This window comes from bacterium (assembly GCA_014360495.1).
In the GTDB taxonomy this organism is placed as follows: domain Bacteria; phylum Armatimonadota; class JACIXR01; order JACIXR01; family JACIXR01; genus JACIXR01.
Map to the genome: position 1 here is coordinate 237,536 of JACIXR010000002.1, position 24,921 is coordinate 262,456.

A 24,921-nucleotide genomic window follows, 5' to 3' on the forward strand; every position below is an offset into this window, starting at 1 on the left:
AATTTATGCGATTAAGGGAGATATTAAAACGGAAGATAGAAGAGAGATTATATGTGAGAGAGAAATTCCTTTGGATAGTGGACCCACTCGCGCTTTCTCCTGAGGTAGTGAAGGGATATTTCCCCGATTTCTCCCTCCATATCTATGACAATCCTGTGGATTTTCGCCTCTTCTACGAGCCATTGAGGGAGAAAATGGAGGAGAACGAACCCGCTGAAGCGATTATCATCTCCTCTCGGGAGGATATCCCTCCCGATGTTCGCAGATATTGCCCCCAACCTCTCATCATCAAACCCTCAACCCTTTTCACTTCCCTCCATCCCATAGTTGATGATATCCTCGTGCGCAGGGAGCTGCTTGAGAAAGTAGCCCCCAATGTGGACGAGCATAAAAGGAGCTACGAGGAGACGGTTGAGTTTCTCCTCCGCAACTTGTTGGATGTCCCCATCAGTCCCGCAATCGGGGATGCCTTCAACATCCTAATCGCATACCATTCAAAGGACGAAGGAATTCCCGTTCGTTTCATAGAGCCCTATCTCAATGAATTGACATCTATCGGCTATTCTTTGGAAGAATTGCTTGAGGAAGAGAGATTTATTGCAATCCTGAGAGAGTTAATCATTGCCTTTTTAGAGAGGGAAAGCAAGACTGATTTGGGAGCGGATAAGAGGGCGAGAAGGCTTCTCACCCATATCTCCTTGAAGCCGGGCGAGATGCTCAGGAAAGCAAGCGAGAAAATCAATTGGGAGGAAATCGTTGATAAAATCCCTTTAAAGCCTTTCTTCTCCCCTATCCTGCCAGGGCAGTTCTACGAACGGCTCAGCGAGAAGCTCTTCAATCGTCTTTGCAAGAACAGAAGGGATAAAGAGGCGCTTGATTTCGCCCTCCACCTTAAAGAAAATGGGAGGGCTTCAAAGTCGCTGGAAGCTGTATTAGATTGTTCAACTTTTCTTTCAAAAGTTCCACTGCCAGATGAGAGGAAAAACGAGAAGGAACAAGCTGAGGAGTGGCTATCGTTGGCGAGGGAGTTTGCCCTTCAGTGGAAAAATTTTATGGAAATCCCTTTGGATTCGGAACTCTCCAAGGAGTGGAGAAGGAAAAGGGAGTATTTCAATTCTCACTTCATCAACTTCATCCTGAAAAGCTATCCCAAATGGATGAAGAAACCACGCCCGAGGCTATCATGCGATGTTTTGGCTGAGGCTGTTCGCCCTTATCTCAAAAACGGCTTTTCCGTTTATCTCCTCGTCATAGATGGCATGACCTATGCCCAATGGGCTATAATGGAGGAAAAGATAAAAAGGGAGATGGAGGGCTATGATTTCGTTGATAAGGGATGTTTCGCCATCCTCCCTACCGCAACGCCGTTTTCCCGCAATTCCATCTTCGCGGGCGAGTTCCCGTTCCAGATAGTTAGTAGATACGGAAGCAATGCACTTTTAAACAACGAAAAGGAGGAGCAGTTCTTACGGAATTGGGTTAAAGAGAAAATAGATAAGAATAAGGGCGTTATTTATTGTAGGAAGAGGGACGATTGGGAAATAGCTCTGCGGGAAAGGGCGGATTTGAAGGCATTTATCCTCAATTTCACGGATGAGTTGACCCATCTGGCAGGGAGGGTAGCGGAATCCGAGGTGGAGCTTCTCAAGTTCGTTGCGACAAAGTATGAATTCCTGCCCTTAAAGGAACTTTACTCCGCTGTGAAAAGGGATTCAGCGGTTCTTGTGATAACCTCCGACCATGGAAGCACTTGGGTGGGACGGACCACCTTCGTCCCCTGGGAGATGCATGAGGAGGCTGTTGGCAGAAGCGCAAGGTATTATAGGAATCCAAAGAGATATGAATTGAGGGAGAAGGAAGTCCTCCTGATTAGTAGGGAGGAGGCGAGGAATTGGGGATTGCCTGATACGGATAATTATTATCTTTCTTATGGGAATTTTATGTTTAAGAGAGGGCAGTTGGAGGGAGAGATGGCTGTTCACGGAGGCATCTCCCTCTGGGAGATGTGCGTTCCCCTGGCAATCTTCACACCCCGTCGTTGAGATGTAGCTTTGTTATCGCTAAGGACAACCATCCCGTCATTTGGAGGGACGGTCTTTTTTTATTATTGCGTGGGGTGAAAAAGGGGTTAAGAGAGGTTCCACAACCGCCTCAAAAAACTTGCAAAGTTCCCTTCTATCCCATATAAAATAAAGAAATGGTCTTTGGGAACAAAATTCTTCCTTCCACCCTCATCAATACCTTGGAGAAATGCGGAGAATTTGAGGAGCTCCAAGAGCTCCGCCAATGGCTTGATTCTCACCTTCCCTTTCCCTCGCCCAAAACAAGGAAAAGAACGATAGATTATACACTTTGTATTTTGGAACTCCGAGATAAATCGGGCAAAATAAACAAACACCCTCTCCTCCATCTCTTTCCCTATCTTAAGGATGAGAAATCAAAAATGGAGCTCGTTTATTGGCAGGTGATAAAGAATTTCCCCTACATAAAGGATTTCGCCCTCTTCCTCAGCGAGAATATTGGGAAAGAGAAGATATCCCGAGAATCGGCGAGCGAATTCCTCTATGCCCTTATGAACAAACGAAGTGAGGGTACCTTCCAATCCCTCCTCTTCCTCCTTGAGAAATTCAATCTCATAAAAAGGGATAGAGAGGAAATCCACCTCTCCTATTATTCTCCCTCTCCCATCTCCTTCTCCTTCGCCCTCTGTGAGGAGATGCTGAAAGAGGGAAGAAAGACGCTGGAAATTCAGGAATTGGAGAATCACATGGTGCCCAGGGTCTTCTTCATGAGAAAGGAACTGGTTCTCTCTTACATTGAAGAGGAAAAGGAGCTCTGGCAGATAGAGAGGAGACCGCCATTGAACCGCCTTCTCTTCCTCTACTCCTCTCTAAACGAAGTCGTTGATTCGCTTAAATCAAGACTTTAATCCCCTCATTATGGCGTTGGGGGAACGGACTTCACATCTCTCACGATTTCAGCCGGCTGCGGCATTTCCTTAACGCTTCCCCAAGCCTTCCTGAACACCGCGAAGCCGCCTATTCTCCCTTTGAAATATCCACCCCTGACATCTCTCCCGATATATCCATATCTCGCCCCTATGTCCTCCGGCTTGAGCTCCAACCTCCCTTCTCCTACCAGCTTTCCATCAAGATATATTCTTCCCTCCTCGCTCCCTATCATAATCGTCACCCTCGCCCATTTCCCCATTTCAATGGCTTTTTGCGCCATGACGCTTTCAACTTTCCCACTCTTCATCAACCTCAGCTCCGCCTTATTTTCCTCATTTGAGGGATAGAAGGCGAGGAAGGAATCCTTACCCATAAAGGAAAACAAGCATTGCTTCCCCTCGCCCTCCCTATATAGCCAGACATCAATTGTAATCTCTGGCGAATCAACGATATGCCCCTCAACTATCGCATACTGGTTCCTGCCGTTCAATTGGATGAAGTAACGATTTCCCTCTTTGCCAAAGACGGGATTTCCCCTCAAAGTTCCATCGTTATCGGCGAAGGAATCCAAGAGGAGTTGCCTGCGCGGTCGGGTGAAGTCCCAGTAGGCATATAAATACTTATTATCTCTCAACTCTTTCTCAAGGATTTCCCTGTTGTTATAGCCGTAAATTAGCCCATATTCAATCTTAGGCTTGGGATAATCAACGAGCCAGACCTCCAAATCCTCGCCCGCAACGACTCCACCAGTGAGCTCGGTGTTCTTATTCGTCATTATCTCCCCGAATCCCTTAACCAATACATCACCGCTCACAACTCCATCTCCCAAAAGATAGGCATATTCAAGCACCCTCGCATTTCCTTTCAGGATTACATCATCACTCACCATAGCACATCCCTTTACCCTTGCGTTCTCCAAGACCTTAGCCCTTCCGCAGACTACTGCGAAGTCAGAGATTACAGCGTTATCTGAGACGATGGCTGAATCCTTCACGACCGCATAATCCTCAATCCGAGCATTCCCCTCTACCCTCGCATTTCCCAGAACCTTGGCATTCTGAGCGACATAAGCTGTGGGAGCGACGAAGGCGGTCTCAGCGACGAATCCTCCGCCATTGGGATGGCGATGACCGGGAACTTGGGGAGAGGGTGGAAGGGGCGGGAAAAGCGAGGGATAACATCCCTTGAAGAAGACCTCATAGGGATGCCGCCTTTTCCCGTTGTAGCCCGGTCGGAACTGCATAGGCTTATAACAACTCGGCGTTGCTGCAACAGCTAATGCTAATCTTCCCTCATTTGGCTTCAGCCTCATCTTTATCGTTCCCTTGCTTCCCCTGAGTAGAGGGCTGTAGCGACATTCCCCTTTATCATCTATCGCCACCAAAATCGCTCGCCAGTCTGAGCCCTCCGCTTCATCTCCTATTCCCTCAAATCTCACCTCAACCTCCTCCGCGGAAGGATTGCGGACCAGGTCTATTATGTTAATGCCATATTGACGAGGGGAATGGCTGTAAATCGGTCTATACCACATAGGGCGGTCGGGAACAGGCTGAAGAAGGACCCTCCAGCGTCCCGCTTGGGAGATGTTCCTCTGATGGTTAATCATCGCCCTTTGATAGAAGTATTTGTGGACGAAATCCCAATTCGCCATATGACCCGCGAGCTCTCCTATTATATCGCCGAAATCCTTTAATTCATCACGGAATATCCCCTTCTCCTTGCCAAGGCGCATAATCGTCTGGAATGGGTCCTCTATAGATTCGTCCTTCTCGTTTTTGCGATTCTTCTCCCAGATTTCGTAGCAGAAAGAGGAACGGAAGAAGGGGTGCTCAGCGAGATATTGGAGGAAAAGCCAGGAGCCATAGTTCATTCTTGAGGAATTCAGCTCATAATGAGCCCTTTCGGCGTAAACCTCCAAGGCAGGTGGATAGCCCGGGTGCCATTGATGAGAGCTCCAGTTGGCGTGCGTCTCCCAAAACCATCCCACATAAGGGCTGTTACGGAATCCTCCAAGGTGAAACTGCATACAGTGAGTAAACTCGTGGGGAACAACGCTTGAGCCGTCGCCCATAGCCCCGGGATGAAGAACTAAGTCATGACCGCCGAAAGCCCATCCCTCCTTGTGTTGGGGAAGACCCGTGCCCGTAATGTAAACGGGAATCTTGCATTTCTTGGAGGAATTGGAGTAGGGCATATTGACCCCCATCTCCGTTTCATAGAAGTTCCAAAGCTGTTCAAAGTATCTCTGGTTCCTCTCCAAGAAGCCCCGCTCTTCAAAAAGAGCCTTTCCGCTTCCATTCTTGTCGTTCCCATAGAAGAAGATGAAATGGGGAGTGGTGGCATAGTTGAAGCTTCCCTTATCTCGTTCCGGGTTATATGCGTATTCACCCCAACAAATTGAATACTCGTCGCTCGGCTTGGGCAATTTTGCCTTTCTTTCCTCATCCTTGCGTTTCGCATATTCTTGGTCCTCAGCGCTGAATATGCGCAGGGGATAGCTGACCTTTTTGAACTCGTCAGTGATGAGGACAAGGACCGCTTCAGAGAACCTGGCATCAATCCCCACGATTTTAAGGAAGGAAGCGGTGAGGGTCTGGGGAAGCTTGACTTTTAGCTGGAGAGGAGCGGATTTATCCGCATCTATGTTGGAGAGGTGCCAGGTGCGGAAATCGTTTGAGAGCTCGCGGATATTGGCAATATATTGGAGGTCGGGAACGCTCAGCTCCTCTAATTTAACCCCTATAAGCTTCCCTTCCCCATCCCTCAGGACGGCAAAGCCGTTTGCCTCCCGCACGAAGAGAGCTTGAAGCTCTTTCCCATTGCGAAGTTGCCAAGTGCGCATCTTCTTGCTCACGCTCACTGTATCAGTTAAAGGAGAGCGGGACTCCTTCTCCACCCTCTCACTGAATTGCTTATATGCTTCTTCTAATTCTTTCGGCCAGACGAACTTGGGGGATTTTGAGAAATCAATTCCCCTTAGATGGGCTAAATTCCCCCTTACTAAGGGAGGAATCCAAACCCATTCATTATTTGGGAAGACTTCCTCCATCAGCTTAGCCAAGCGAGGGTCGTATATTTTTAATTGCTCTCTCGTGGAGACGAAATTGTGCTCGCCTAGCAGGCTGATTCCCGCATTGAACCAAATCTGCACGCCCTCTGCCCAATATTCATGATGATTCGTTCCCGCATAGGTTCCCTGCCAAAGCCCCTCTTTTTTGCTTTCCTCAAAAGCCTCCTTGAGGCGAGAATCAAAGGAGGGGTCAATATCAGCCAAGGCTATCTCGTGGATTCCGTGAGCGAGTTCGTGGATGAGGATGCTCGCTCCATAATATGGGTCGCCTGGATAGCAGAGGAGATTCTCCTCTCCGCAGGAGACAGCGGGACGCTCCAAAGTGGCGCCCAATCCTCGGGCACGACGGTCCCAGTATTCCTTCGGCTCCAAATCGCTGTGTTCTGGGATGTCGGTTGTCAGCTCGGTTGGCGCCATTATAGCCACCCTTATTTTGCGAGCGATGAGGGCTTTGCGGATATCCTCTCGTCCAAATAGCATATTATTGATGATATATCTCGCCTCCAAGAGGGCATAATCGGAAACCTTTTCGGAAGCAACGATGGGGAGACCGCCGGCGTCAAGAAATTTCTTATAAAAGGGAGAGAGATTGAACGCCTTAACGACCTCCGGCGGTGGAGGTGTAATTTCAATTCCCGCAGATGCTCTCTTCGGCATGGCAAAAGTGAAGGTTAACAAGCAAAGAAAAAGTGGGGAAATTATAGCTTCTTTCGGCGATGTTCCCTTTATCACGGATATGCATTTGCTGAATATTTTAAATAAAAGAAACAGCGATATCTACCTCCTTTATCTCGCTGAGGGCATCTATAACAAGATTATATTAAGTTACACAAATTATTTTACCATTACAATATCTTCGCTATTCCAACGAAGGAAGACCTGGCAATTTTCATTTCTTACCTGCAATTAAATACGAGATTGCTTCGCTATCGCTCGCAATGACAACGGAGGATGTCGTCGCTTCGCTCCCCTCAATGACAAGTGGTTCCTCCTCGCAAGAATAAAGCCACATCCTAATGTCAATTATCTCTCCATCTTCACGAAATCCCTCCCTTCCCTTAAAATAAACTCAACCCAAACAATGAGGTGATAAAATGAGCAATTCATTCAAATCGGAGACAGCGCCTATCCTCTTTGAGAAAATCCTTGCCTCAATTGGGGGGATTAAAGACAAAGAGGCGAAGCAAGAAGCACTCACCGGAGTATTAGAGTCCATCGGAAGGGCTCGTCTTGGCGATTCTGCCTACCCCCTTTTCAAAAAGGCAATAGAGATAATCAGGGAAATTAAAGGAAGCCTTTCCTCATTCCTCTTCACCTCCTTCGCTGAAGCGCTGAAGGAATCCAATCTGGGAGAGAAAGGCGAGGAGTTGGAGAGCGAGATATGGGAATTGGGAAAGGCGATAAAGGGAGATTTTGACAAGCTAACAACAGCTTTGCATATGGCTCTAACTCTTCATCTCCCTCAACCCGATAAAGAAGAGCCCAATTGGGAGAAGGCGAGAAATGTCTTGGCGAGATTAAAGGGGAAAAGAAGGCTTGATTATAAAATGTTTGAACCAATTTCTTATGAGATATGGGTGGGCACGAAGAAAGGATACATAGAGGAAACGAAGGAGATGATTAAAGAGACTCTCAATTTCGCCCTCAGGCTTCCCGAGAGGGTTCTCTCGGAGCCCGAAAAGATGAGGCTCCTCACCACGATTTTGGAGGGTATGGAGGACGAACAAGCGGGAGAGGAGATATTGAATTTCGTTTTGGATATCGTAAGTCAAAAGAGATCGTTATTGAACTTCATCAGTTTGTTAGGCTTTGCTCTGCTCATTACTTCTATGAAACTGCCACCAGATTCCCCGGTATATACCCGATTTGTGGGTTTGGCGAAGGAGGCGGAGGAAGGGGAATTCAAGAATGTTATTATGAAGATGATGCTGGAGAAGTTCTTGGAATCGGATGTGAGTTGGATGGCGGTTAGGGAGGTTATGCTGGCGCTGGAAGAGGAGGGACCAATTCCCGCTGGGCTTTTCTATCTCGCGAGAATCCGCCAAATGGCGGAAAGGGGTGATTTCACATCGGGAATTGAGGAAGCGGAATTGCAGAATGATAAGCTGAGAGCTACGGTTCTTAAAATCGTTTCCGCCGTCGTGAGCAGGAGGGCGAGGGAAGGCTAAGGATTCATATCATATAATCTCCCTCGCCAATAGCTCGCTTGAGCGAGAAATTGCTTATCATCGCAAAAATAAATCTTGTCTCCCAAAACGAATCCCGTCACCCCTATTATCGCCTTCTTCCCCTTCTGCATCAAACACTCCTCCTCCGCTATCCTCAAAAAGCTTATCTTGGGAAAATCATAAAATATTTCAACATTGTCAATTAGAATGAATTCTCCCTCTCTTAGGGAAAGGAAGAGCTCCCTCCAGCCCTCCTCAATCAAGTCCTCCCACATCCACTTGGGCGCCCTCTTCTCCTTCACATATCTCGCTAAATAGAGATTCGCATTCACGACTTCCCTCCCCAATTCCCTTCCCAGCTTTTTGAGGGCTAATGTTTTACCGGTTCGGCTCTTCCCCAACAGCAAAAACACCGCCCTCCTATGCAATGGCGATTTAAGGAATCCTTTCATCGCCTCAACAGCCTCGTCTCGCCTCGTGAGAAAATCCTTAACCATTTTCCCTCAACTTTCTCTCCGCCATTTCCATAATGGTGCGAGCATTATAGTGGCAATCGTTATAAATCCCCCTTCTCCTCAACATCTCCTTAACCTCCACAATCATCCAAAATCTGTTCATTAAATACCATTCCTTCAAGCCCGCAATCATTATCTCCTGGGGAGGCAATCCCTTCTCCTCGCCCCTCTTGAACCTTCGCCACCAGTTCTCAAACTTCCTCACCTGCCTCGCCCTCTTTATATTTCCCCACTCCTCCTTTTCCTTCTCCGTTAGAGCTCGCCATTTCCCATCATCTGTGTAGATGAAGTTCTCATCAAGCAAATCCTCCAAGCTCCTCTCAAGCTTTCCTCCGCCGAGCGCGGCAAGGAAGGGTGGCTGAATCTCGCTATAGCTCTTCGGCTCCTGAAGGAATTCCTCAAGCCATTGGAGGGCGGATGCAACATCCGTTATCACGCCGAATATCTGCCCCTGTTCGCGGGAGGGGATTTGCCCCGAGAGGAAATAATAGCCGTCAATATTCACGAAGTTCTCATCCAAGAGCTTGAGGAAATCCTCGTAATCCTTTAAGCCGAGCTTGACCAAATGACCCATATCAATGTCTTGGGATAGGCACCAACCGATGAACTCGCTATGCAATCTCTTCCCTTCCCTCTCCTCATTTATCGTCTTGGGAAGCTTCCTCAACCTCTCCTCAAGCCAATCAATCGCCTCCTCAATCTCTATCTTCCTCTTAATCCTCACTCCATTGCTTATACTGGGCTTATAGGCGTGGATGAGGACATCGTAGCCGACCGCTCCAGATGCATTCACTTGATTGAAAGTCCTCTGCAATTTATCAAAGACGCCTATGTAGGCTAAATTGAAGCCGGCGTTGGTAAGGGCGGTTTGAATTGCCTCCCAGACAGCTGTTTTGGAGTTGTGGAAGGTGAGGGTGAGGAATCTTCCCGGCTTCAAAACGCGGAAAATCTCCCTGAAAGATTTCTCCATCAATTCCCTATATTCATCCAATCCCTTTCTTTGGACGGGATTGATGATTGCTTCCTCATCAATTTTAGTGAAATGACCGAGCCAGGCTTCCCAGACGAAATTGAGCTCAGAATAATTGATATTGGCACCATATGGCGGGTCAGTGAAACAATAATCAATTGAGCTATTGGGAATTTGCGAGAGATTAGTCGCGGATTGAGTGGAGATGATGACAGAAGACTGAATGGTGGGAAAATGAATTTTTGAAATTTTTAGGAGGCTTTTATTCAAATAGTCGTTTAACACATTTCGCTCTTGCATCAAAGATGGAACATATAAAGTTCCTGAAAGATAATTGAGAGGATAACTTACATCCGCACGGAAACGGTTTATTTTGCTTTCCCCAAACATAACGCCTGTAAGTCCAAAAAGTAGTTTGTCCCTTATATAATTATCGCCGATATATTCCTCCGCTTCCTTCCACAGTCTTGCGAGAGCCCAGAGGTTGCGTTTAGTGAAGAATTGGTCAACCCGATAAATCCCCCTGGGATAATTTCGCTTTGGCTCTTTCCCTCTAAACTCATTCCTTGGATACCAGTAGGGGATTTCCCGCTCCTCTATCTCCCTCAGCCTCTCCAAATCAAATTCACTCACCCTATCCCTTCTCCTTCCGCATTTCTCACATCTATATTCCACCTCCACTGGCTCAGTGCCGACCAATCTCGCCCTCATTTTGTTGAGCTCAAAAGAGCAATGGGGGCATTCCCATCCCCTCAAAACATCATCCCCCTTGACCGCTACATCCCAGAATCTCATCTTCGTTTCGCACATCGGACACTGATAGACATCGCTCCAAATCGTGAAGATTATTTCCGCCTTCCCTCCGCACTTACGACATCTCGTCTCATAGAGCCAATCCATCTCCTCCCTCACATTCTCCTCAATCTCCCTCACAGCCCTCTTGAACTCTTCTGGATTTATGGGAGTTGTATAATTTTTCGCTATGAAGGTGGCGGCGGGGCAGAGGTCTATGAGGATGGCGTTTCTTCCCGTTAAGAGTGCGGCGACTCCCGTCATCCCCGAGCCGCAGAAGGGGTCCAAGACGAGGTCGCCCGGGGATGTAAAGTGCTCAATCAATTTAGCGATTCCTTGGGGAGGGACTTTCGTCCAATACATATGAGCGTTATAGATGGGGTCGTTTTTGCCCGATTTTATGTCTTCTGTATAGATTGAGGCGTTGTAGTCGTCGTTATCGGGATTGAAGGGCTTACCGAACTCCCGCACGAAATCGGAGATATAGGGATTCTCCTCCCAAGAGAAAAGTTTCTCTCTGTCCATTTTACTCAGGAAAATTATAGAGGAGTTGGTGCGATTAATCAATTAATTTGGAGGGACGACCTTTTTGCCATTGCGAGGCTTCCCGAAGGGAAGCCTCGCAATAAGAGGGATGCGCCTAAAATTGGGAACTTTTTTGAGAAGAAATTCGTCTAAATATCTGGATAGACAAGCTGCTTTCCGCGCTTGTTCCCACAAACACCTCCTTTCTGGTTTTGCCCCCCGGCGGGCGTGCCCTTGAGGGCGCGCCCGCTCGCTTTATTCCTTCCTCTTCATCTCCCTTAAATACCTCCACCCCTTATCCGTCAACTCCCATATCCCATATGGAGAATCCTTCCTTAAATAACCCTCTTTAACAAGCCTCAGGCGTTCCCACTGCATTTTATTATCCCATCTTCTTGCTTTCCCGCTTGGCAGATAATCCTTATCGTCCTTGGTGAGAACATCTTTCATTTTCTCATAAACCCTCTCTCTAACATCTCTCACCTCTCCCCTCCCTCCCATCTCCGCTAATGCTTCCAAAATCGGAAGCCTATAAGCGCCCTGCGGGGTTGTATTCTTTGCCCTACGTCGAGTTTCTTGCTCTACCTCAGCGTTTAAAAGGGAGAGCACCTCATCCTTGTAACTTTTTGGTATCACGACTTCCTGAATTATTATATCCCTATATTTTCTCAACTGGCGCCAAGGAGATTTGCGATAATTTTTTGGTTTGAGGACAGCGGTATATTCGCCATTGAGAAGTCTTATCTCCTCAATCTGGAAGTCAAGATAGTAGCCGTTTTTAGCTAAAGCTCTAACATAGATATACTTCCTCCCTTTGCTTACACTAATATTTCCTATTTTCTCCCCTTCCTTAATAATAAGGGGAGCTTTTTCCAATTCCTCATCGGGATAGAAAAGCTCCATAATCATCGCCTCCTAATGAAATGATAATCTAACGAAGGATTTTGTAAACATTATTCTGCGCAGGCGTATGTCTTTATATCCGCTAAGACGCTACTCGCCTTACACAATCTCTTTTGTTCTCAAGGAGGGATTATAATGGCTTTTGGGAAAGAAAGATTCTAAACAGGCAGTTATAATCTCCCCACCCCGCATAAATACATTGCACAAGTTGGGAAGAAAATTTATAAACATTACAGGGAGGCGATTATCTATGATTTTTAGCTATAGAATAACCAGAAGGATTTCCAATATAAGAGCTTCGCTCCCAAGGCTTTCAATTATCGCTTCAATCGTTCTCCTCCTAACCTCTTATTCCCTGGCGCAGAAGGTTCTCTTCGCGATACCCACCGGCACAAAATCAATAATCTGGGAAGCGGAGAAGGCGGATAGATTGGGGAAGTGGGAAGTCCTTGCGGATAAGAAAGCTCACGGAGGTTTCTATGTCCGTCCCCAAGAGCTCAATAACTCGCTTTTGGCTTTTCCCTTTGAGGTAAAGCAGCCGACAACTCTCAGAATCTATCCCTTATGGTGGAGACATGGGGAAAGAAAGACGGTAAAAAGGTTCCCTTATCCCCTTCCTCGCTACTGTGGTCCCGATACCCTCTCCATTTACGGAAACTATTGCTTCTTCACTGCACCTATAGTGGGGAAAGTAGGAATTATTGATATGAAAAGCGAGAAGGTAATCAAGGTATTGGATATAGGTGGCTATCCAGTGGACATAGCGGTCAATGAGAATCTGGGGAAAGTCTACATAGCGGATGCTATCGGCGACCGCCTTGTAGTGTTGGATGGACGCTCTCAGAGGAAAATAGGGGAAATCAACTTGCCCAAATGCCCATGGTCGCTAACGGTAAAGGGTAATAGCCTGTATGTAGCTTGTAAGGAAGAAAAGATGCTGGTTCAAATAGATATGGAGAGGGATGCGATAACTCGGCAGATAAATCTGCCCTTGGAGCCAGCAAGGGTGGAGATAAGGGAAGGGGAGACTGCCCAGCTATTGGTATGGGGGTTTCCGAGGATAATTGAAACGGAAAACCTCAGCTTCCTGACGCCCTATGAGGAGTTCTTCGCTCCTCAGAGCAGAAAGAGAGTGAGCGCCGGGGAGAATATATCTTATGATGCCTCTGAGCTCCACAGGATAAGGGTTCAGAAGGAGGGCGTTACGAAATGGATAGATGTCAAGTCCATAACGGGAGAATCTCGGGTATCCCCTATACCATCCCTCAAGCCCTCCCCTGGTCCCGACGCTCTTTCTTTCTATAAAGGATTATTATATTTCTCCGCCCCGTTGGCGGGTAAGATAGGGGTTGTGGATACCTCCAAGGATGAGCTTATTGGTTCAGTGGATATCGGTGGATATATAGCGGATATTGTGGACGATGGCAAGGGGAAGCTCTATGTTGCTGATGCGACGAGCAACAGGATATTGATTGTGGATATGGAGAAGAGGAGCATTATAGGGGAGGCGAAAACCAGTTCTCCGCCCTTATCGCTCGTGGTTCATAGAGGAAGGTTATTTGTCAACCTCGGGAGAGAGCTTTCCATATACGAGGTTCCTAAGCTTAATCAATTAAAGAATATACAATTCCCCAGCGATATCGCCTATCTCGTTAGGTTTGACCCCTGGGAATTGGAGGGTTGGTGGCCTTATTATCCCGATGAGAGAATTGCCCCTATTATGATGGAGCATCCGCGCGTGATTGTTCAATTCACTCCTTTAATCTTTGAGCCGGGGAGTTTATCAAGCAAGGGGATGGCTGGCAAAACCGAGCCACTTCCGGCGAGGAAGAGGAGAGCAGAGTGGAAAGAGGGCAATGTTGTTAAGACAATCGTTGCCAACAATGACCATACCCTTTCAATAGGGAATAAAGTTTTGGATGTTAGTGCGATAACCGACTATCAGCTTCTTCCGAAATCCCTTCCTCTCTCCAAGAAAGATATACCAGGGACGATATCCTTCCGCATTGATAACGGGGAGAGTTACGATTGGATGCGAGGAATTTGGATAACTCCTGACCAGGGATTATTGCTTGTTAACGGGACAGAGGAGTTCTGGCAATGGAATGGAGTATTATTCAATCTCTCACCGGGAAGGCACATTCTCTATATTGAACCCCATAGCCTTTCCGCTATGATAGATGGCGTTGTTGTTTCAAATGCTTTGGAGGGAAAGTTGGAATTAGTGCTAGAGCCTAAACCTGCAAAAAGCCATTGGGTGTTCTACTACAACGAGGTCCCCAGGGTTGTTTTGAGGGCTAAGAACTTGGCTAATTCCAGCTTACAATTTAGGTGTAAGTTAGAGCTTAAGAATTACATGGGGGAGGTAGTTTGGAATGGTGAGATTGCGGGCAAGGTTATGCCGGGGAAGGTATGGGAGAAGGAATTCGCATATAAGCTAAAGGATATGGGACGCTATGAATTAAGCGTTAGGGCATATTCCAGCGAAGGGATGGAGTTGAGGAGCGTTCGCTTTCTTGTTCTTCCCAAGTTAGAGCATCCTCGCATGTTATTCAGAAGAGATGATATACCTGAAATCAAAAAGCGGATAGAGAAGTTCCAGCCTCTTTATGATAAATTTTTCACCTGGCTGAAAAGCGAGTGTGTTAGGGAGGATTTCCTCCCAAAGAGCTTTTCCGCTTCAACCGCTGTGCCGGGAGGGAGGTGTTGGCGACGCTACGACCTGGGGTGGAATATGCTATCCTTGGCATTTGGGACCATTTTCGCGCCAACCCAAGAGGATAGGGAGTTCTTCCGAACCCGTTTGGAACCTCTCCTCAAGTTGCGAGATTTCTCTTGGTATTGCACATTCCATCATCATGGTCCGTTCTTCCCCGGAGCTGAAACCATAGTTTTTGATATTTCCGCTATGTATTCGGAGGAGGCGAGAAAAACCATTCGGGAAGAATTCGCAAAGCGCATGGGCGATATGGATATGTTCCCTTGGACGCTCGTATCCATAGAAGAGCCCTTAACATCGCAAAAGAGGGCGCTTCTTTTCAAGATTCTTATGTGGTCGGTCAATTGGGATAGGTATTTCACTTTACATTTTGGGAAGCGGGGAGGCTCTTGGTGGCTAAATCCCCGCACTTGGTGTCATTGTCCCTTTGCTGGCTATGTCATCTCCTCCTTGTATCTCCGCAACTTCTTCGGAGAGAAGAGGCTATTCTCCAAACCCTATTACCAGGGATTTCTCACATTCCACGAATGTATTCGCCCCTACAAAGATAACAAGAATTTCCTTGCTCCTTATTACGGACCCCGACCAGCCCACAAAATGGGAGAATGGGCCGGAGAAGCGGGAATCGGTTGGGGAAGAGAGGGGAGATGGGTCTTGGCTGCTTTAACGAATCATCCCCTTCTCAAAAGCCTTTGCTCCGATTTGGATTTGCAAAAGCTTGCCCTTGCTGTGGCTTTGGGATACGAGCCGGATGCTCCGGGCGTCAATATAGAAGAACTTCCACCAACTTTGCTCTTTGAACCAGAAGGATGGGTCGTTGCGAGGTCAAATTGGAGTTCTAACCTCACGGAGTTGAATTTCATCTGTGGCATCAGAGACCATGTGTATTTGGATAGACCAACGACATTCAGGATAGCCAAGAGCGGGGAATTTCTCATAGGAACTGCCGCTTTGGGAGGGGATGATGGTCATCCCGGCAGACCATCTAATGGAAATGCATGGGGAAATGTCGTGGTGATTGGGGACTCTTGGATGGAATCGTGGTGGAAAAACCAGTGGCCACAGCGGGAAACGGAATATGCCATAGTTGATAGGTTTTCCACCTCAGCCTATGAATATATATCCCGAGACAGAAGGCTTTTCGGCTATTCTCCCGCGGAAGGAGGGTATGGAGGAGGGTTAGACTTTCATGGTCATACATCCTCCCCCTTCATTCGTGAAGGGGAGATACTCGCCTATGAAACGACGCCGGAATTTGATTATGTAGCAGGAGATGCCACGAATGGTTGGCTTCCAAGCGAGGCGGAGGAGGTCTACAGGCAAATCGTCTTCATCAAACCGAATGTCGTCGTTATTTATGACCGGGTAGTTCTTGCTTCCCCTGAGAAGGAGGCAAAATGGCTCTCGGCTACTGGTCCCGTGCTTGAATTGGAACATAAGCGATTTCGTGTAGAGAATAGCGGGGTTTCCCTTTACGCAGATGTGCTTCTCCCGGAGCAACCCATATTCCGCACTTTCTCAGCGAAGGAATACCACGATTTATTCCAGGGAGGCGCGCTGGAGCAGAGAGTTTTGGAAATAACGAATGGCGAAAAAGGTCAGAAGAAGGTGGAATTTCTTATAGCGATGGTTGTGGGGGAGGGGGTAGTAGAGCCTCTTAGCGCGAGGATAACGAGGATAGACGAGGAAGAAGTGGTAGTGATGTTCAGCTATAAAGGCAAGGAATACAGCGTTGCTTTTAAGAGGGAGGGATTTCCTGGTGGGTGGATTTCCCTGCCATCCTCCCCTCTGAAACATATATTTGTTGATTATGTTTACGATTCCTATAGGCAATGGAGGAGCTATCCAAGATATAATAGATGGATAAAGGATGTAAGACTTAAATTTCTCAATCTCCATTAGACCCGTTATAGAGGGAAGTGTGAAGAAGAGATTGGGGAAAGCGAGGTGGGGAGGAGGCAAGCATTTTCCTGCGATGCGAGGGGCGACCATTTTGTCATTGCGAGCGATAGCTAAGCAACGTTTCCCTCCTTGCGAGCCTTCTGCTTCGCATAAGGCTCGCAATAACGGGAGGATTTTGTAAAAAATTTTGGGCGTGCCACCTTTCGGTGGCACGCCCAGGGAGCAAGCTCGAAAGACTGCTTGTCTGTCCATTATATTAGACGCATAAACCTTAAAAAAGTTCACCAAAATTATTTTGGGAATTATTTTTTTGCTTCAAAATAGAATCAAGACAAAAAAACTATTGACAGGATTTTTAGTTGTATTAAAATGGTAAGTGAATAAAATTAAAAATGAAGAGCAAGGGAAGGCAAGGAGGTACCGATTTTCTTTAAAGGGCGTTAAATCTCACTCTCAATCCTTGCTCCTTCCCCTTGCAACTAAAAAGGAGGTGATTTGTTTTGAGGGTTTATTAAAGGAGAAAGGGGATTACCTCCCGCCCCTTTCTCGCCGGAAAGACCGGAGAAGAGGATTGGGAGGGAAATAAAAAACAAAAGGAGGTGCTAAAAAGTGTTTGTAAAGAGAGGAAAGAGAGGATTCACATTGATTGAGCTGCTGGTAGTGATAGCGATTATCGCCATCTTAGCAGCTATCCTGTTCCCTGTGTTCTCAAGAGCACGGGAACAAGCACGAAAAGCTGTGTGTATGAGCAATATGCGACAGATTGGGATGGCGCTTCAGATGTATGTTCAGGATTGGGACGAGACTTTCCCAATGGGTGACCCCCAAGCAGCTGGCGACCCTGCCCAGTTCGATTATCCCCCGGATGCTTGTTGTATGGGATGGTCAGCCCATCCCCTATGGAGCGCTGCCGCTCGGCTTATGCCCTACATAAAAAATCCGGGTATTTGGCACTGCCCGAGTTTCCCCGACACTGGACAGCAATGTGGTTGGCCTGAGCGATGGGCGGGAGCGTTCCCCGTTACTTATGCCTACAGGCACTGTGTAGCCGCAGGACCAGCCACGGGAGTAAAATGGACGCTCTCCCGCATAGCACGTCCTGCCCAGACGATGATAATCCATGAGAGGGGTGACAAACACGAAACAGGGGCTTGTATGTGTGGTGACCCCAACTCGGTGAACGCAGCTTATAATATGGTTTTCGCCGATGGACATGCAAAATTCATAAAGGCAGGAACTCTTCGTTGGGTGAAGTTCGGCAACCAATATTGGGGTTATCCCGCCTACGACCCCAACTGGATACCTTACGGTCCCGGTCAATGGGGACCTGACCCTTCTTTGGGTTGGGATATTGATTAATTATTTGTAGACGGAACTTTCCGACATTTTATTCTGCGAGAGCCCTACCGCTTCGCGGTAGGGCTCTCGCAATGATAATTCTTAGCTGTCATTGCCAGCGATAGCGAACCAATCTCGGTTTGAAAACCTTTGGGTTTTCAAACTGTGTTGGATTTGTTTGAATTCCTCTTTCATTTATGAGGCAATTTGATACTACAAGACTTTATTTTACCCTTAACACCTCTGGATTGACGAGATTTGGCGGTATCTCGCCTCGCAAGCCAGCAAGCAGATTCTCCGCTGCCATCCTCGCCATCCTCCCCCTCGTCTCCACGGATGCCGAGCCTATGTGAGGAAGCAAAATTACATTCTCCAGCTCCATCAGAGGGTCATCTTCATCTATCGGCTCCTTCTCATAGACATCCAATCCCGCCCCGAAGATTCGCCTCTCCTTCAAAGCTTTATATAGAGCCTTTTGGTCAACAACCGCTCCCCTCGCTGTGTTAACCAAAATAGCGGTCGGCTTCATCAAGGAGAGCTCCTTCTCCCCTATCAGATGATATGTCTCCTCCGTCAAAGGAGTGTGAATTGAGACTATATCCGCCTCCCTCAAAAGGGAATGAAGCTCCCGATATTCCACTCCCAATTCCCTCTCCACCTCCACCTTTCTTTTCCTGCTAAAGTAAATGACCCTCATATTGAATCCCTTCGCTCTCCTCGCCACCGCTTGCCCTATCCTCCCCAACCCTATTATCCCTAGGGTGGCGCCATAAACATCCCTCCCCAAGAAAAGCATCGGACCCCAAGATTTCCATCTCCCACTTCTCGTGAATTTATCCGCCTCAACAATCCTCCTCGCTGTAGCTAATATGAGCGCGAAGGCGAGGTCGGCGGTCGTCTCTGTGAGAACCCCAGGCGTATTCGTCACCAAGATTCCCCTTTGGGTTGCGGATTTCACATCTATATTGTCGTAGCCGACGGCGTAATTGGAAATTATCCTCAATTTCGGAGCGTTATCCATAATCTCCGCGTCAATTTTATCCGTGAGGAGGACGAGGATTCCCTCACAGTCCTTTATCTTTTCAATTATTATCTCTCTGGATGGAGGGGTTTCCTCCCGCCAGACCTCTGCATCGCAGTTTTCAAGGATGAGGTTCAATCCCTCATCGGGGATTACCCTCGTCACGAAGACTCTCCATTTGGGCATAGAATACCTCCTTTCTTTTGAATAAAATTTAACGCATAAAGTGGCTTTTTAAAAGGGGAATTTGCCTTTGGTTCCATCTAATTGATTTTATGTCATTGCCTATTTTCCCTTGCTTATAAATCTTCAAGCAATAAAATTTAAACGGAGGCGATTGAGATGAAAATCCACAACCCCTTCCTCTTTTTTGTCCTTTTTGCCTTAGCGTTGGCTCCCTCTCTTGGAGCGGAGAATTCTATCCCTCAATCCATCCTTCAGGAGCTCGCTCCCTCCTTCACAATCCCAAAGGGAAATTATCAACTCGTTAAATCCTGGGAGGCAGAGAGGGATATGTCACATAACGGAGGCGCTGTAGTTGCGGACAGTGAGGCGAGCAGAGGAGAAGCTTGGGAGGCAAATTATAAAAACGCTCAGGTGGGTAATGCGGTTGTCTTTGGACCATATATTGAAGTTGAAAGCGGTGATTATGTTGCTTTCTTCCGCCTCAAGCTTCTTGCTGATGCGGACGATGAGCCAGTAGCGGTTATAGATGCCTGCGTTGACTACGCTAAAACTATGCTAAACGGCAAGACAATCTATGGCTCAGATTTGCCCCTCAATCGCTATGTATATGTTCCACTGCCTTTTCGCTATCAGAGGGGAAAGCTTGAATGTCGGGTTAACTGGGCTGGCAACACCGCTCTCAGGATAGATAAAATAGAATTGTTCAAAGTAGAAGGTGGAAATCCCGAGGATTTCACAAGGAAGCTCGCCCCTCAACCAGTTCCCTCAGGGGAGCCAAAGAATTTAATTTTCCGCCCCAAACCTCGCCCCTTCCCTCCCCTGTTCCCTCGTTCCTCATCCCCCGCCGATGTCCTCCTTGTATGCGATTTGAGAAAGGCGCAAAGCGATTTGCAGTTGGCGGTAATCACTCTCCAGGGAATAGTTAATAGGGAAAGACCTCAAATCTACCTTCTCCTTCAGGAAACCGACCAGCTTTGGCTTCAATGGATGCTGAAGAGGGGTTTCATTAAAAGCGAGGAGAGAATCTCGGAGCCAAAGGAGCTATTCAATAGGTTTAGAGATAAAATTAAAGGAGCGATAATATTTGACCCCCGCCTACCCGCAAGCAAGAACATAGCCACAATGTTAGCGAGCTTAAACGACGCAGTCGTTGTTTCCCCTCGCTTGGCAAAAGAGCTGAATCTTCCCATTGTGGAGGATTTAAGGGGAAGATGGAAGAAGAGCATAGATGCTTATCGCTGGGCTTATGAAAATTTGTGGGATAAGATGAACCATCAAGTCCTTGCCTGCCTTTATCCTGAACATTACTGGGTTAGGGATTATCTTGTGGAGAACAAGATATTCATCTTCTGGCTTCCGGGGAGGATAGATGGAGCGGAGCCTTATTCCTCCCCATCAGAGGAAGTGCGCTTCGCCGAGGAGCTTTTAGCGAAAGCTCCCGCCAACATCCCCATAATGGGCTACCCTTGGGCAGGTGTGGATGTAGGGATGGGGGAGGGACCGGGAGTAACCCTCTTCTCCGAGTTCGCCAAATTCCTCGTTGGTTCAATAAATTGCTCAAACCTCAGTGTCCATTCGGGCATAAAAATCTCCGAGCTTCGCCCATCATCCCCGCCACCTCCTCCAAAATTGGACAGAAACAAAGTCTATGTGTCATTCATCATATCGGATGGAGATAATCTCCCTGTTTTGACCGCTGGGAACTTCCCTCAGCTCTGGCAGAATAAGACGAGGGGTAGATTCCCTATCGGCTGGACGATGTCTCCTTCCGCTCATCTTCTCATTCCCGCTATAGTGGATTACTACTACTCCACCGCTACTCAAAACGATGCCTTCCTCGCCGCTGTTTCAGGCGTTGGCTACTGTTATCCCGATAGCTACGGCTTGAGATATAGGAATAGGGAGAAGGTATTTGATGAATTTCTTGATATAACCGCCCAGCATATGGGGATTATGGGCTTAAAGATGGCATGGATAATGGGAATCACTCGCCCCGAGCTGATAAGCAAATATGCGGAGAGAATTCCCGGCTTGCTGGCTATTTACCCGGATTATGGGAGAAGATTGAACGAGTATTCGGAGGCGGTCTATATGACCGCCAAGAACGTTCCCGTCTTCCACGCCACAACAGGTTGGCGGGAAGGAATTTCCAGAGAGGAGCAGATTAAGAACTTGGTTGCCCAAGTTCGTTCCATCACTCCCTCTCAGCGTCCCGCCTTCCTCCATATCTTCATTATCAATTGGTTCTTTGACCTTCCTATGCTTGAGGAGATTCTCAAACAGCTTGGTGACGAATATGTAGCTGTGCGTCCTGAACATCTCGCCTTGCTCTACAAGCAATATGCTCAGGAGGAAAAGCTTTCCCTCCGCGCCCCTTCCCTCCTCGTCGGAATAAAAGGACAGCCGCTGTTCTTCTCCTTCACATTGCAGAATGTCTCTGATAAGAGATTGGAAGGGACAATTGCTGTAGAGGGATTGAAGGAGACAAGCTTGAAGCCACAAAGATTCAATCTTCTGCCCGCCCAATCAACGACGATAGATATAAAAGGGATGCCGGAAGGGGAGAAAGCAAGAGTAATCTTGAAGAGCAAGGATTTCAGCTTGACCAAAGAGATTCCAATCCAATTGATAGATACGAAAGAGATTTCAACCCCCCTGCCCCCGAATCTCACATTGAAATTCGTTCGGCATTTGGAGGCGGAGGATTTGGCACACAGATTGGGCAGGGAGGAGAGCGACGATGAGGCAAGCGGCGGGAAGGTTTGGGTAGCGGGGAAGGAAGAGATGGAGAAAACCGCCATAGAATACGGTCCCTATATCGTATTTGGTCCTTATGCGCCCTTGGAAAAGGGAAGATATATAGCTTTATTCAGGTTGAAGAGGATTGGGGAAGGGGAAGGAACCGCCGCGACGATTGACACCTGCGTGGGTGGTGGTCAGCCAGTGACGAGCTCAAGGGATGTTTTGGCTAATGAGCTGCCGATAGGAGAGTTCAGACGGTTTGCTCTGAGCTTTGAGCATCCGGGAGGAGCTTTTGAGACGAGGGTATTATGGCAGGGAAAGGTTCCTCTCGCAGTTGATTGTATTGATATCTGGCAGATAGTGGGCAAGTAAGGCAAACAGAGGGCGAGGACTCCCTTTACTGTCATTGCTAGTCCCTAAGGGGGCGTGGCAGTCTCAAAGAGATTGCTTCGCTAACGCTCGCATTGAGAGAAAGGTCCAGCCCCCTGAATGCAGCATAACTGTCATTGCTGGCATGGGTAAAGGTTTTTGAAAAATAGGGGGAATTTCAAATAACGAAAAACAAAATGTTTCATATAAAAATCTATATCCAAAGAAGCGAGTCCGACAAAGGAGGACCTCGCAATTTCATTCATTCTCTATGATTAAATATGAGATTGCGAGCCTGACCGCTTTGGCGGTCAGGCTCGCATTGACAGAAGGGTTCAGTCCTCGCAATGGCAAAAAGGTCGTCCCTCCTTCTTGACCAATTTAACATACACTTCTTTCTTTCCTCCTTTTTTGTTATAATATCAATTAGAAATGGAGGTAAACGAATGAGAAAAAGTTTGTTTCTTCTCCTCTTTCCCTTGCTCCTTCTCTTCGCCGAGACGATGAATCCCTTCAACGAAGGAATAAAGCTCTTCCAAGAGGGAAAAATCCAGGAGGCGGAGAAGAAGTTCCTTGAAGCTCTCAGGGAGGACCCTACCGACCCCTATACCCTCTCCTGGCTGGGATTCATCCAGCTTAAATTGGAGAAATATGGAGAAGCGGAGGAGCACCTTTTAAAAGCCGTATCCATAAATCCTCGCCTTGCCGATGCCTGGAACAACCTGGGAAGCCTTTATATGGCTTTGGGAAACCTTGATAAAGCTATTGAGTTTTATCAGAGAGCGGTTCAGGCTAAACCATCCTTAGGCGATGCTTTCTATAACCTTGGCGGCGCCTACCTGCAAAAGGGAGATGTTAACTCCGCCATCCCCGCTCTTCAAACAGCGGTGAAGCTATCCCCACAAAACGCCCTTTATCATAACAGCTTGGGAATCGCCCTTCGCAGGAAGGGGAATCTTGACGAAGCCATAAAGGAATTTCAAAAAGCGGTATCTCTTTCCCCTCAACCCGAATTCCTTCTTAATCTTGCCCTCTCCTTATGGGAAAAGGGGGACAAAAAGCAGGCTGAGGAGAAAATCAGAAAGGCTATACCCAATCTCAAGAGCAATCAAAATTTATCGCTAATAGCGGGAAAGATGCTCCTTGATAGGGGTCAAATTGACGACGCAATTATTTTGCTGAAATCCGCTTCTCAAGGGACCGATGCCTATCCTTTCTTTCTCTTGGGTATAGCTTATAGTAGGAAAGGCGATTTGAAATCGGCGGAGGAAGCTTATAGAAACGCCCTCAATCTCTCCCCCTCAGATTACGAAATCCTCAATAATCTCGGCGTTGTCCTTTACAGAGAGGGGAAATATGAGGAGGCACTTAATTATCTTAATAAGGCTCTTGAAATAAATCCCTCTAACTACCTCGCCCATTATAACAAGGCTTTGGTGTTGCGGGCAGTTGATAAAACGGATGAGGCAATAGAAGAGCTAAAGAAAGCGATTTCCTCCGATACAAAGAGCCCTTCCGCCTATTTCCTTTTGGGAGAAATATATATGGAACGCAAGGATTATCAATCAGCAGCGGAAGCCTTCAAGGCGGTCGTCTCCCTTGACCCCAAGAACGCTCAGGCTTATAACAACCTCGGATTATGCTTGGATAGATTGGGCAAGTTTGAAGAAGCGATAGAAACTTATAAGAAAGCGATAAATATAAATCCCGATTTGCCCCAACCTTACAACAATTTAGGAGTGGTTTATGAGAAGCTCGGGGATATAGATTCCGCTATAAAATATTACAAGTTGGCTGTTGATAAGGACCCGAAGTTTCAGGAGGCAAAAACCAACCTTGAACGCTTGGGCGCTGGGAAGGAAGCCACCCCTCCAAAGGGAAAGAAATGAAGGGACTAATTCTCCTCTCGCTAACAAAAGACAAGAAACAATCCCTACAAAAGGGCAAGGAGCTTTTGCAGGAGCTTCTTAACAAAAATTTTGAGGTAAGGCTTGATGAGGAAATAGCTTATCTTCTTCGTTTTCCCCATCTCTCTTTGAAGGAAGAAGAGGTCAAGGACATAGAGCTCGTCGTTGTTGGAGGTGGCGATGGAACGATACTCAAAGCCAGCCACTTCGCCGCTCCCCTCGGTATCCCAATTCTCGGAGTGAACATGGGTCGCTTCGGCTTTCTCGCCGAATTCACTATCAATCAAGCCGTTCAAGCGATAGAGGATTTTTTCCAAGGAAAGGTCTACATTGAGGAAAGGATGATGTTATCAGCGGAGATAAAGAAGAAGGTATTTTATGCTTTGAACGATGTCGTTATAAGCAAGGGGGGAATTTCCCGAATCCTAAATGTGGAGACGAGAGTGGGCGAGGAGCTCCTTGCCGTTTACCCTGCGGATGGTGTCATTGTGTCCACGCCTACGGGCTCAACTGCCTACTCGCTCTCCGCTGGCGGTCCCATTGTGGACCCATCCGTTGAGCTAATCATCCTCACCCCCATCTGCCCTCATACCCTCAGCGCCCGGTCCCTCGTCCTTAAACCAGAGGAGGAAATAAAACTCAGCATTCGCCCACCCAATCCAGGCTCTGCCTTCCTAACAGTTGATGGGCAGGAGGGAATTCCCATAGGTGATGAGAAAGTAGTCGTGAAGAGAGCCCCTTTTCGCTGCAAATTCGTCCTCTCCTGCAATTACTCATTTCACAGGAAGGTGCGCTCCCTCCTCCGCTGGGGAGCAAGGAAGGGGGTAATTTGAAAACTGCTCT

Annotated in this window: 13 protein-coding genes; 8 read left to right on the forward strand and 5 right to left on the reverse strand. The window is 47.4% G+C overall.

Annotated elements, in window-relative coordinates; translation table 11 throughout:
• Positions 1–5: 5 nt before the first annotated feature.
• Together H5T88_02640 and H5T88_02645 are read left to right on the forward strand one after the other, a co-directional pair.
• A complete protein-coding gene (locus H5T88_02640) occupies positions 6–2,042 on the forward strand; it encodes a PglZ domain-containing protein (protein ID MBC7329235.1) in 2,037 nt (678 codons plus the stop codon).
• A gap of 155 nt (positions 2,043–2,197) precedes the next feature.
• Entirely contained in the window at positions 2,198–2,929 is a 732-nt protein-coding gene (locus H5T88_02645; GenBank protein ID MBC7329236.1) for a hypothetical protein, read from the forward strand.
• An 8-nt stretch (positions 2,930–2,937) separates the two neighbouring features.
• Here the strand turns inward: H5T88_02645 and H5T88_02650 are convergent, their stop codons facing one another.
• A complete protein-coding gene (locus tag H5T88_02650) occupies positions 2,938–6,678 on the reverse strand; it encodes a hypothetical protein (GenBank protein ID MBC7329237.1) in 3,741 nt (1,246 codons plus the stop codon).
• A 437-nt stretch (positions 6,679–7,115) separates the two neighbouring features.
• Between H5T88_02650 and H5T88_02655 the strand changes: the two genes are divergently transcribed.
• Entirely contained in the window at positions 7,116–8,189 is a 1,074-nt protein-coding gene (locus H5T88_02655) for a hypothetical protein (GenBank protein ID MBC7329238.1), read from the forward strand.
• Here the strand turns inward: H5T88_02655 and H5T88_02660 are convergent.
• From H5T88_02660 to H5T88_02670, 3 genes are all read right to left on the reverse strand, one after another.
• On the reverse strand, positions 8,186–8,686 hold the full coding sequence (locus H5T88_02660; protein MBC7329239.1) for a hypothetical protein: 501 nt from the start codon (positions 8,684–8,686) through the stop codon (positions 8,186–8,188). The genes H5T88_02655 and H5T88_02660 overlap by 4 nt on opposite strands.
• Positions 8,679–10,991: a hypothetical protein gene (locus H5T88_02665; protein MBC7329240.1), complete on the reverse strand. Its 2,313-nt coding sequence runs from the start codon at positions 10,989–10,991 to the stop codon at positions 8,679–8,681. Before H5T88_02665 ends, H5T88_02660 begins: the two co-directional genes overlap by 8 nt.
• Positions 10,992–11,246: 255 nt before the next feature.
• Complete coding sequence (locus H5T88_02670; GenBank protein MBC7329241.1) at positions 11,247–11,894, reverse strand: winged helix-turn-helix domain-containing protein; 648 nt, start codon at positions 11,892–11,894, stop codon at positions 11,247–11,249.
• Between the two features lie 250 nt (positions 11,895–12,144).
• Here H5T88_02670 and H5T88_02675 point away from each other — a divergent pair, with 250 nt between their 5' ends.
• Both H5T88_02675 and H5T88_02680 read left to right on the forward strand, forming a co-directional pair.
• The gene (locus H5T88_02675) at positions 12,145–16,515 is read left to right on the forward strand and encodes a hypothetical protein (GenBank protein MBC7329242.1); all 4,371 of its coding nucleotides are present in this window, start codon (positions 12,145–12,147) and stop codon (positions 16,513–16,515) included.
• Between the two features lie 609 nt (positions 16,516–17,124).
• On the forward strand, positions 17,125–17,874 hold the full coding sequence (locus tag H5T88_02680) for a prepilin-type N-terminal cleavage/methylation domain-containing protein (protein MBC7329243.1): 750 nt from the start codon (positions 17,125–17,127) through the stop codon (positions 17,872–17,874).
• Positions 17,875–18,076: 202 nt separating this feature from the next.
• Here H5T88_02680 and H5T88_02685 read toward each other — a convergent pair whose 3' ends face one another.
• Positions 18,077–19,060 (reverse strand): D-glycerate dehydrogenase, encoded by a 984-nt coding sequence (locus tag H5T88_02685; GenBank protein ID MBC7329244.1) that lies wholly within the window; start codon positions 19,058–19,060, stop codon positions 18,077–18,079.
• Positions 19,061–19,216: 156 nt separating this feature from the next.
• On the opposite strand from H5T88_02685, the gene H5T88_02690 reads away from it, so the two are divergent.
• From H5T88_02690 to H5T88_02700, 3 genes are all read left to right on the forward strand, one after another.
• Positions 19,217–22,174, forward strand: a complete 2,958-nt coding sequence (locus tag H5T88_02690) for a hypothetical protein (GenBank protein ID MBC7329245.1) — start codon at positions 19,217–19,219, stop codon at positions 22,172–22,174.
• A gap of 443 nt (positions 22,175–22,617) precedes the next feature.
• Positions 22,618–24,060 carry a tetratricopeptide repeat protein gene (locus tag H5T88_02695; protein MBC7329246.1) on the forward strand — a complete coding sequence of 481 codons (1,443 nt, stop codon included), beginning with the start codon at positions 22,618–22,620 and terminating at the stop codon, positions 24,058–24,060.
• The gene (locus tag H5T88_02700; protein MBC7329247.1) at positions 24,057–24,911 is read left to right on the forward strand and encodes an NAD(+)/NADH kinase; all 855 of its coding nucleotides are present in this window, start codon (positions 24,057–24,059) and stop codon (positions 24,909–24,911) included. The genes H5T88_02695 and H5T88_02700 overlap by 4 nt, the downstream gene beginning before the upstream one ends.
• The last annotated feature ends 10 nt before the right edge of the window (positions 24,912–24,921 follow it).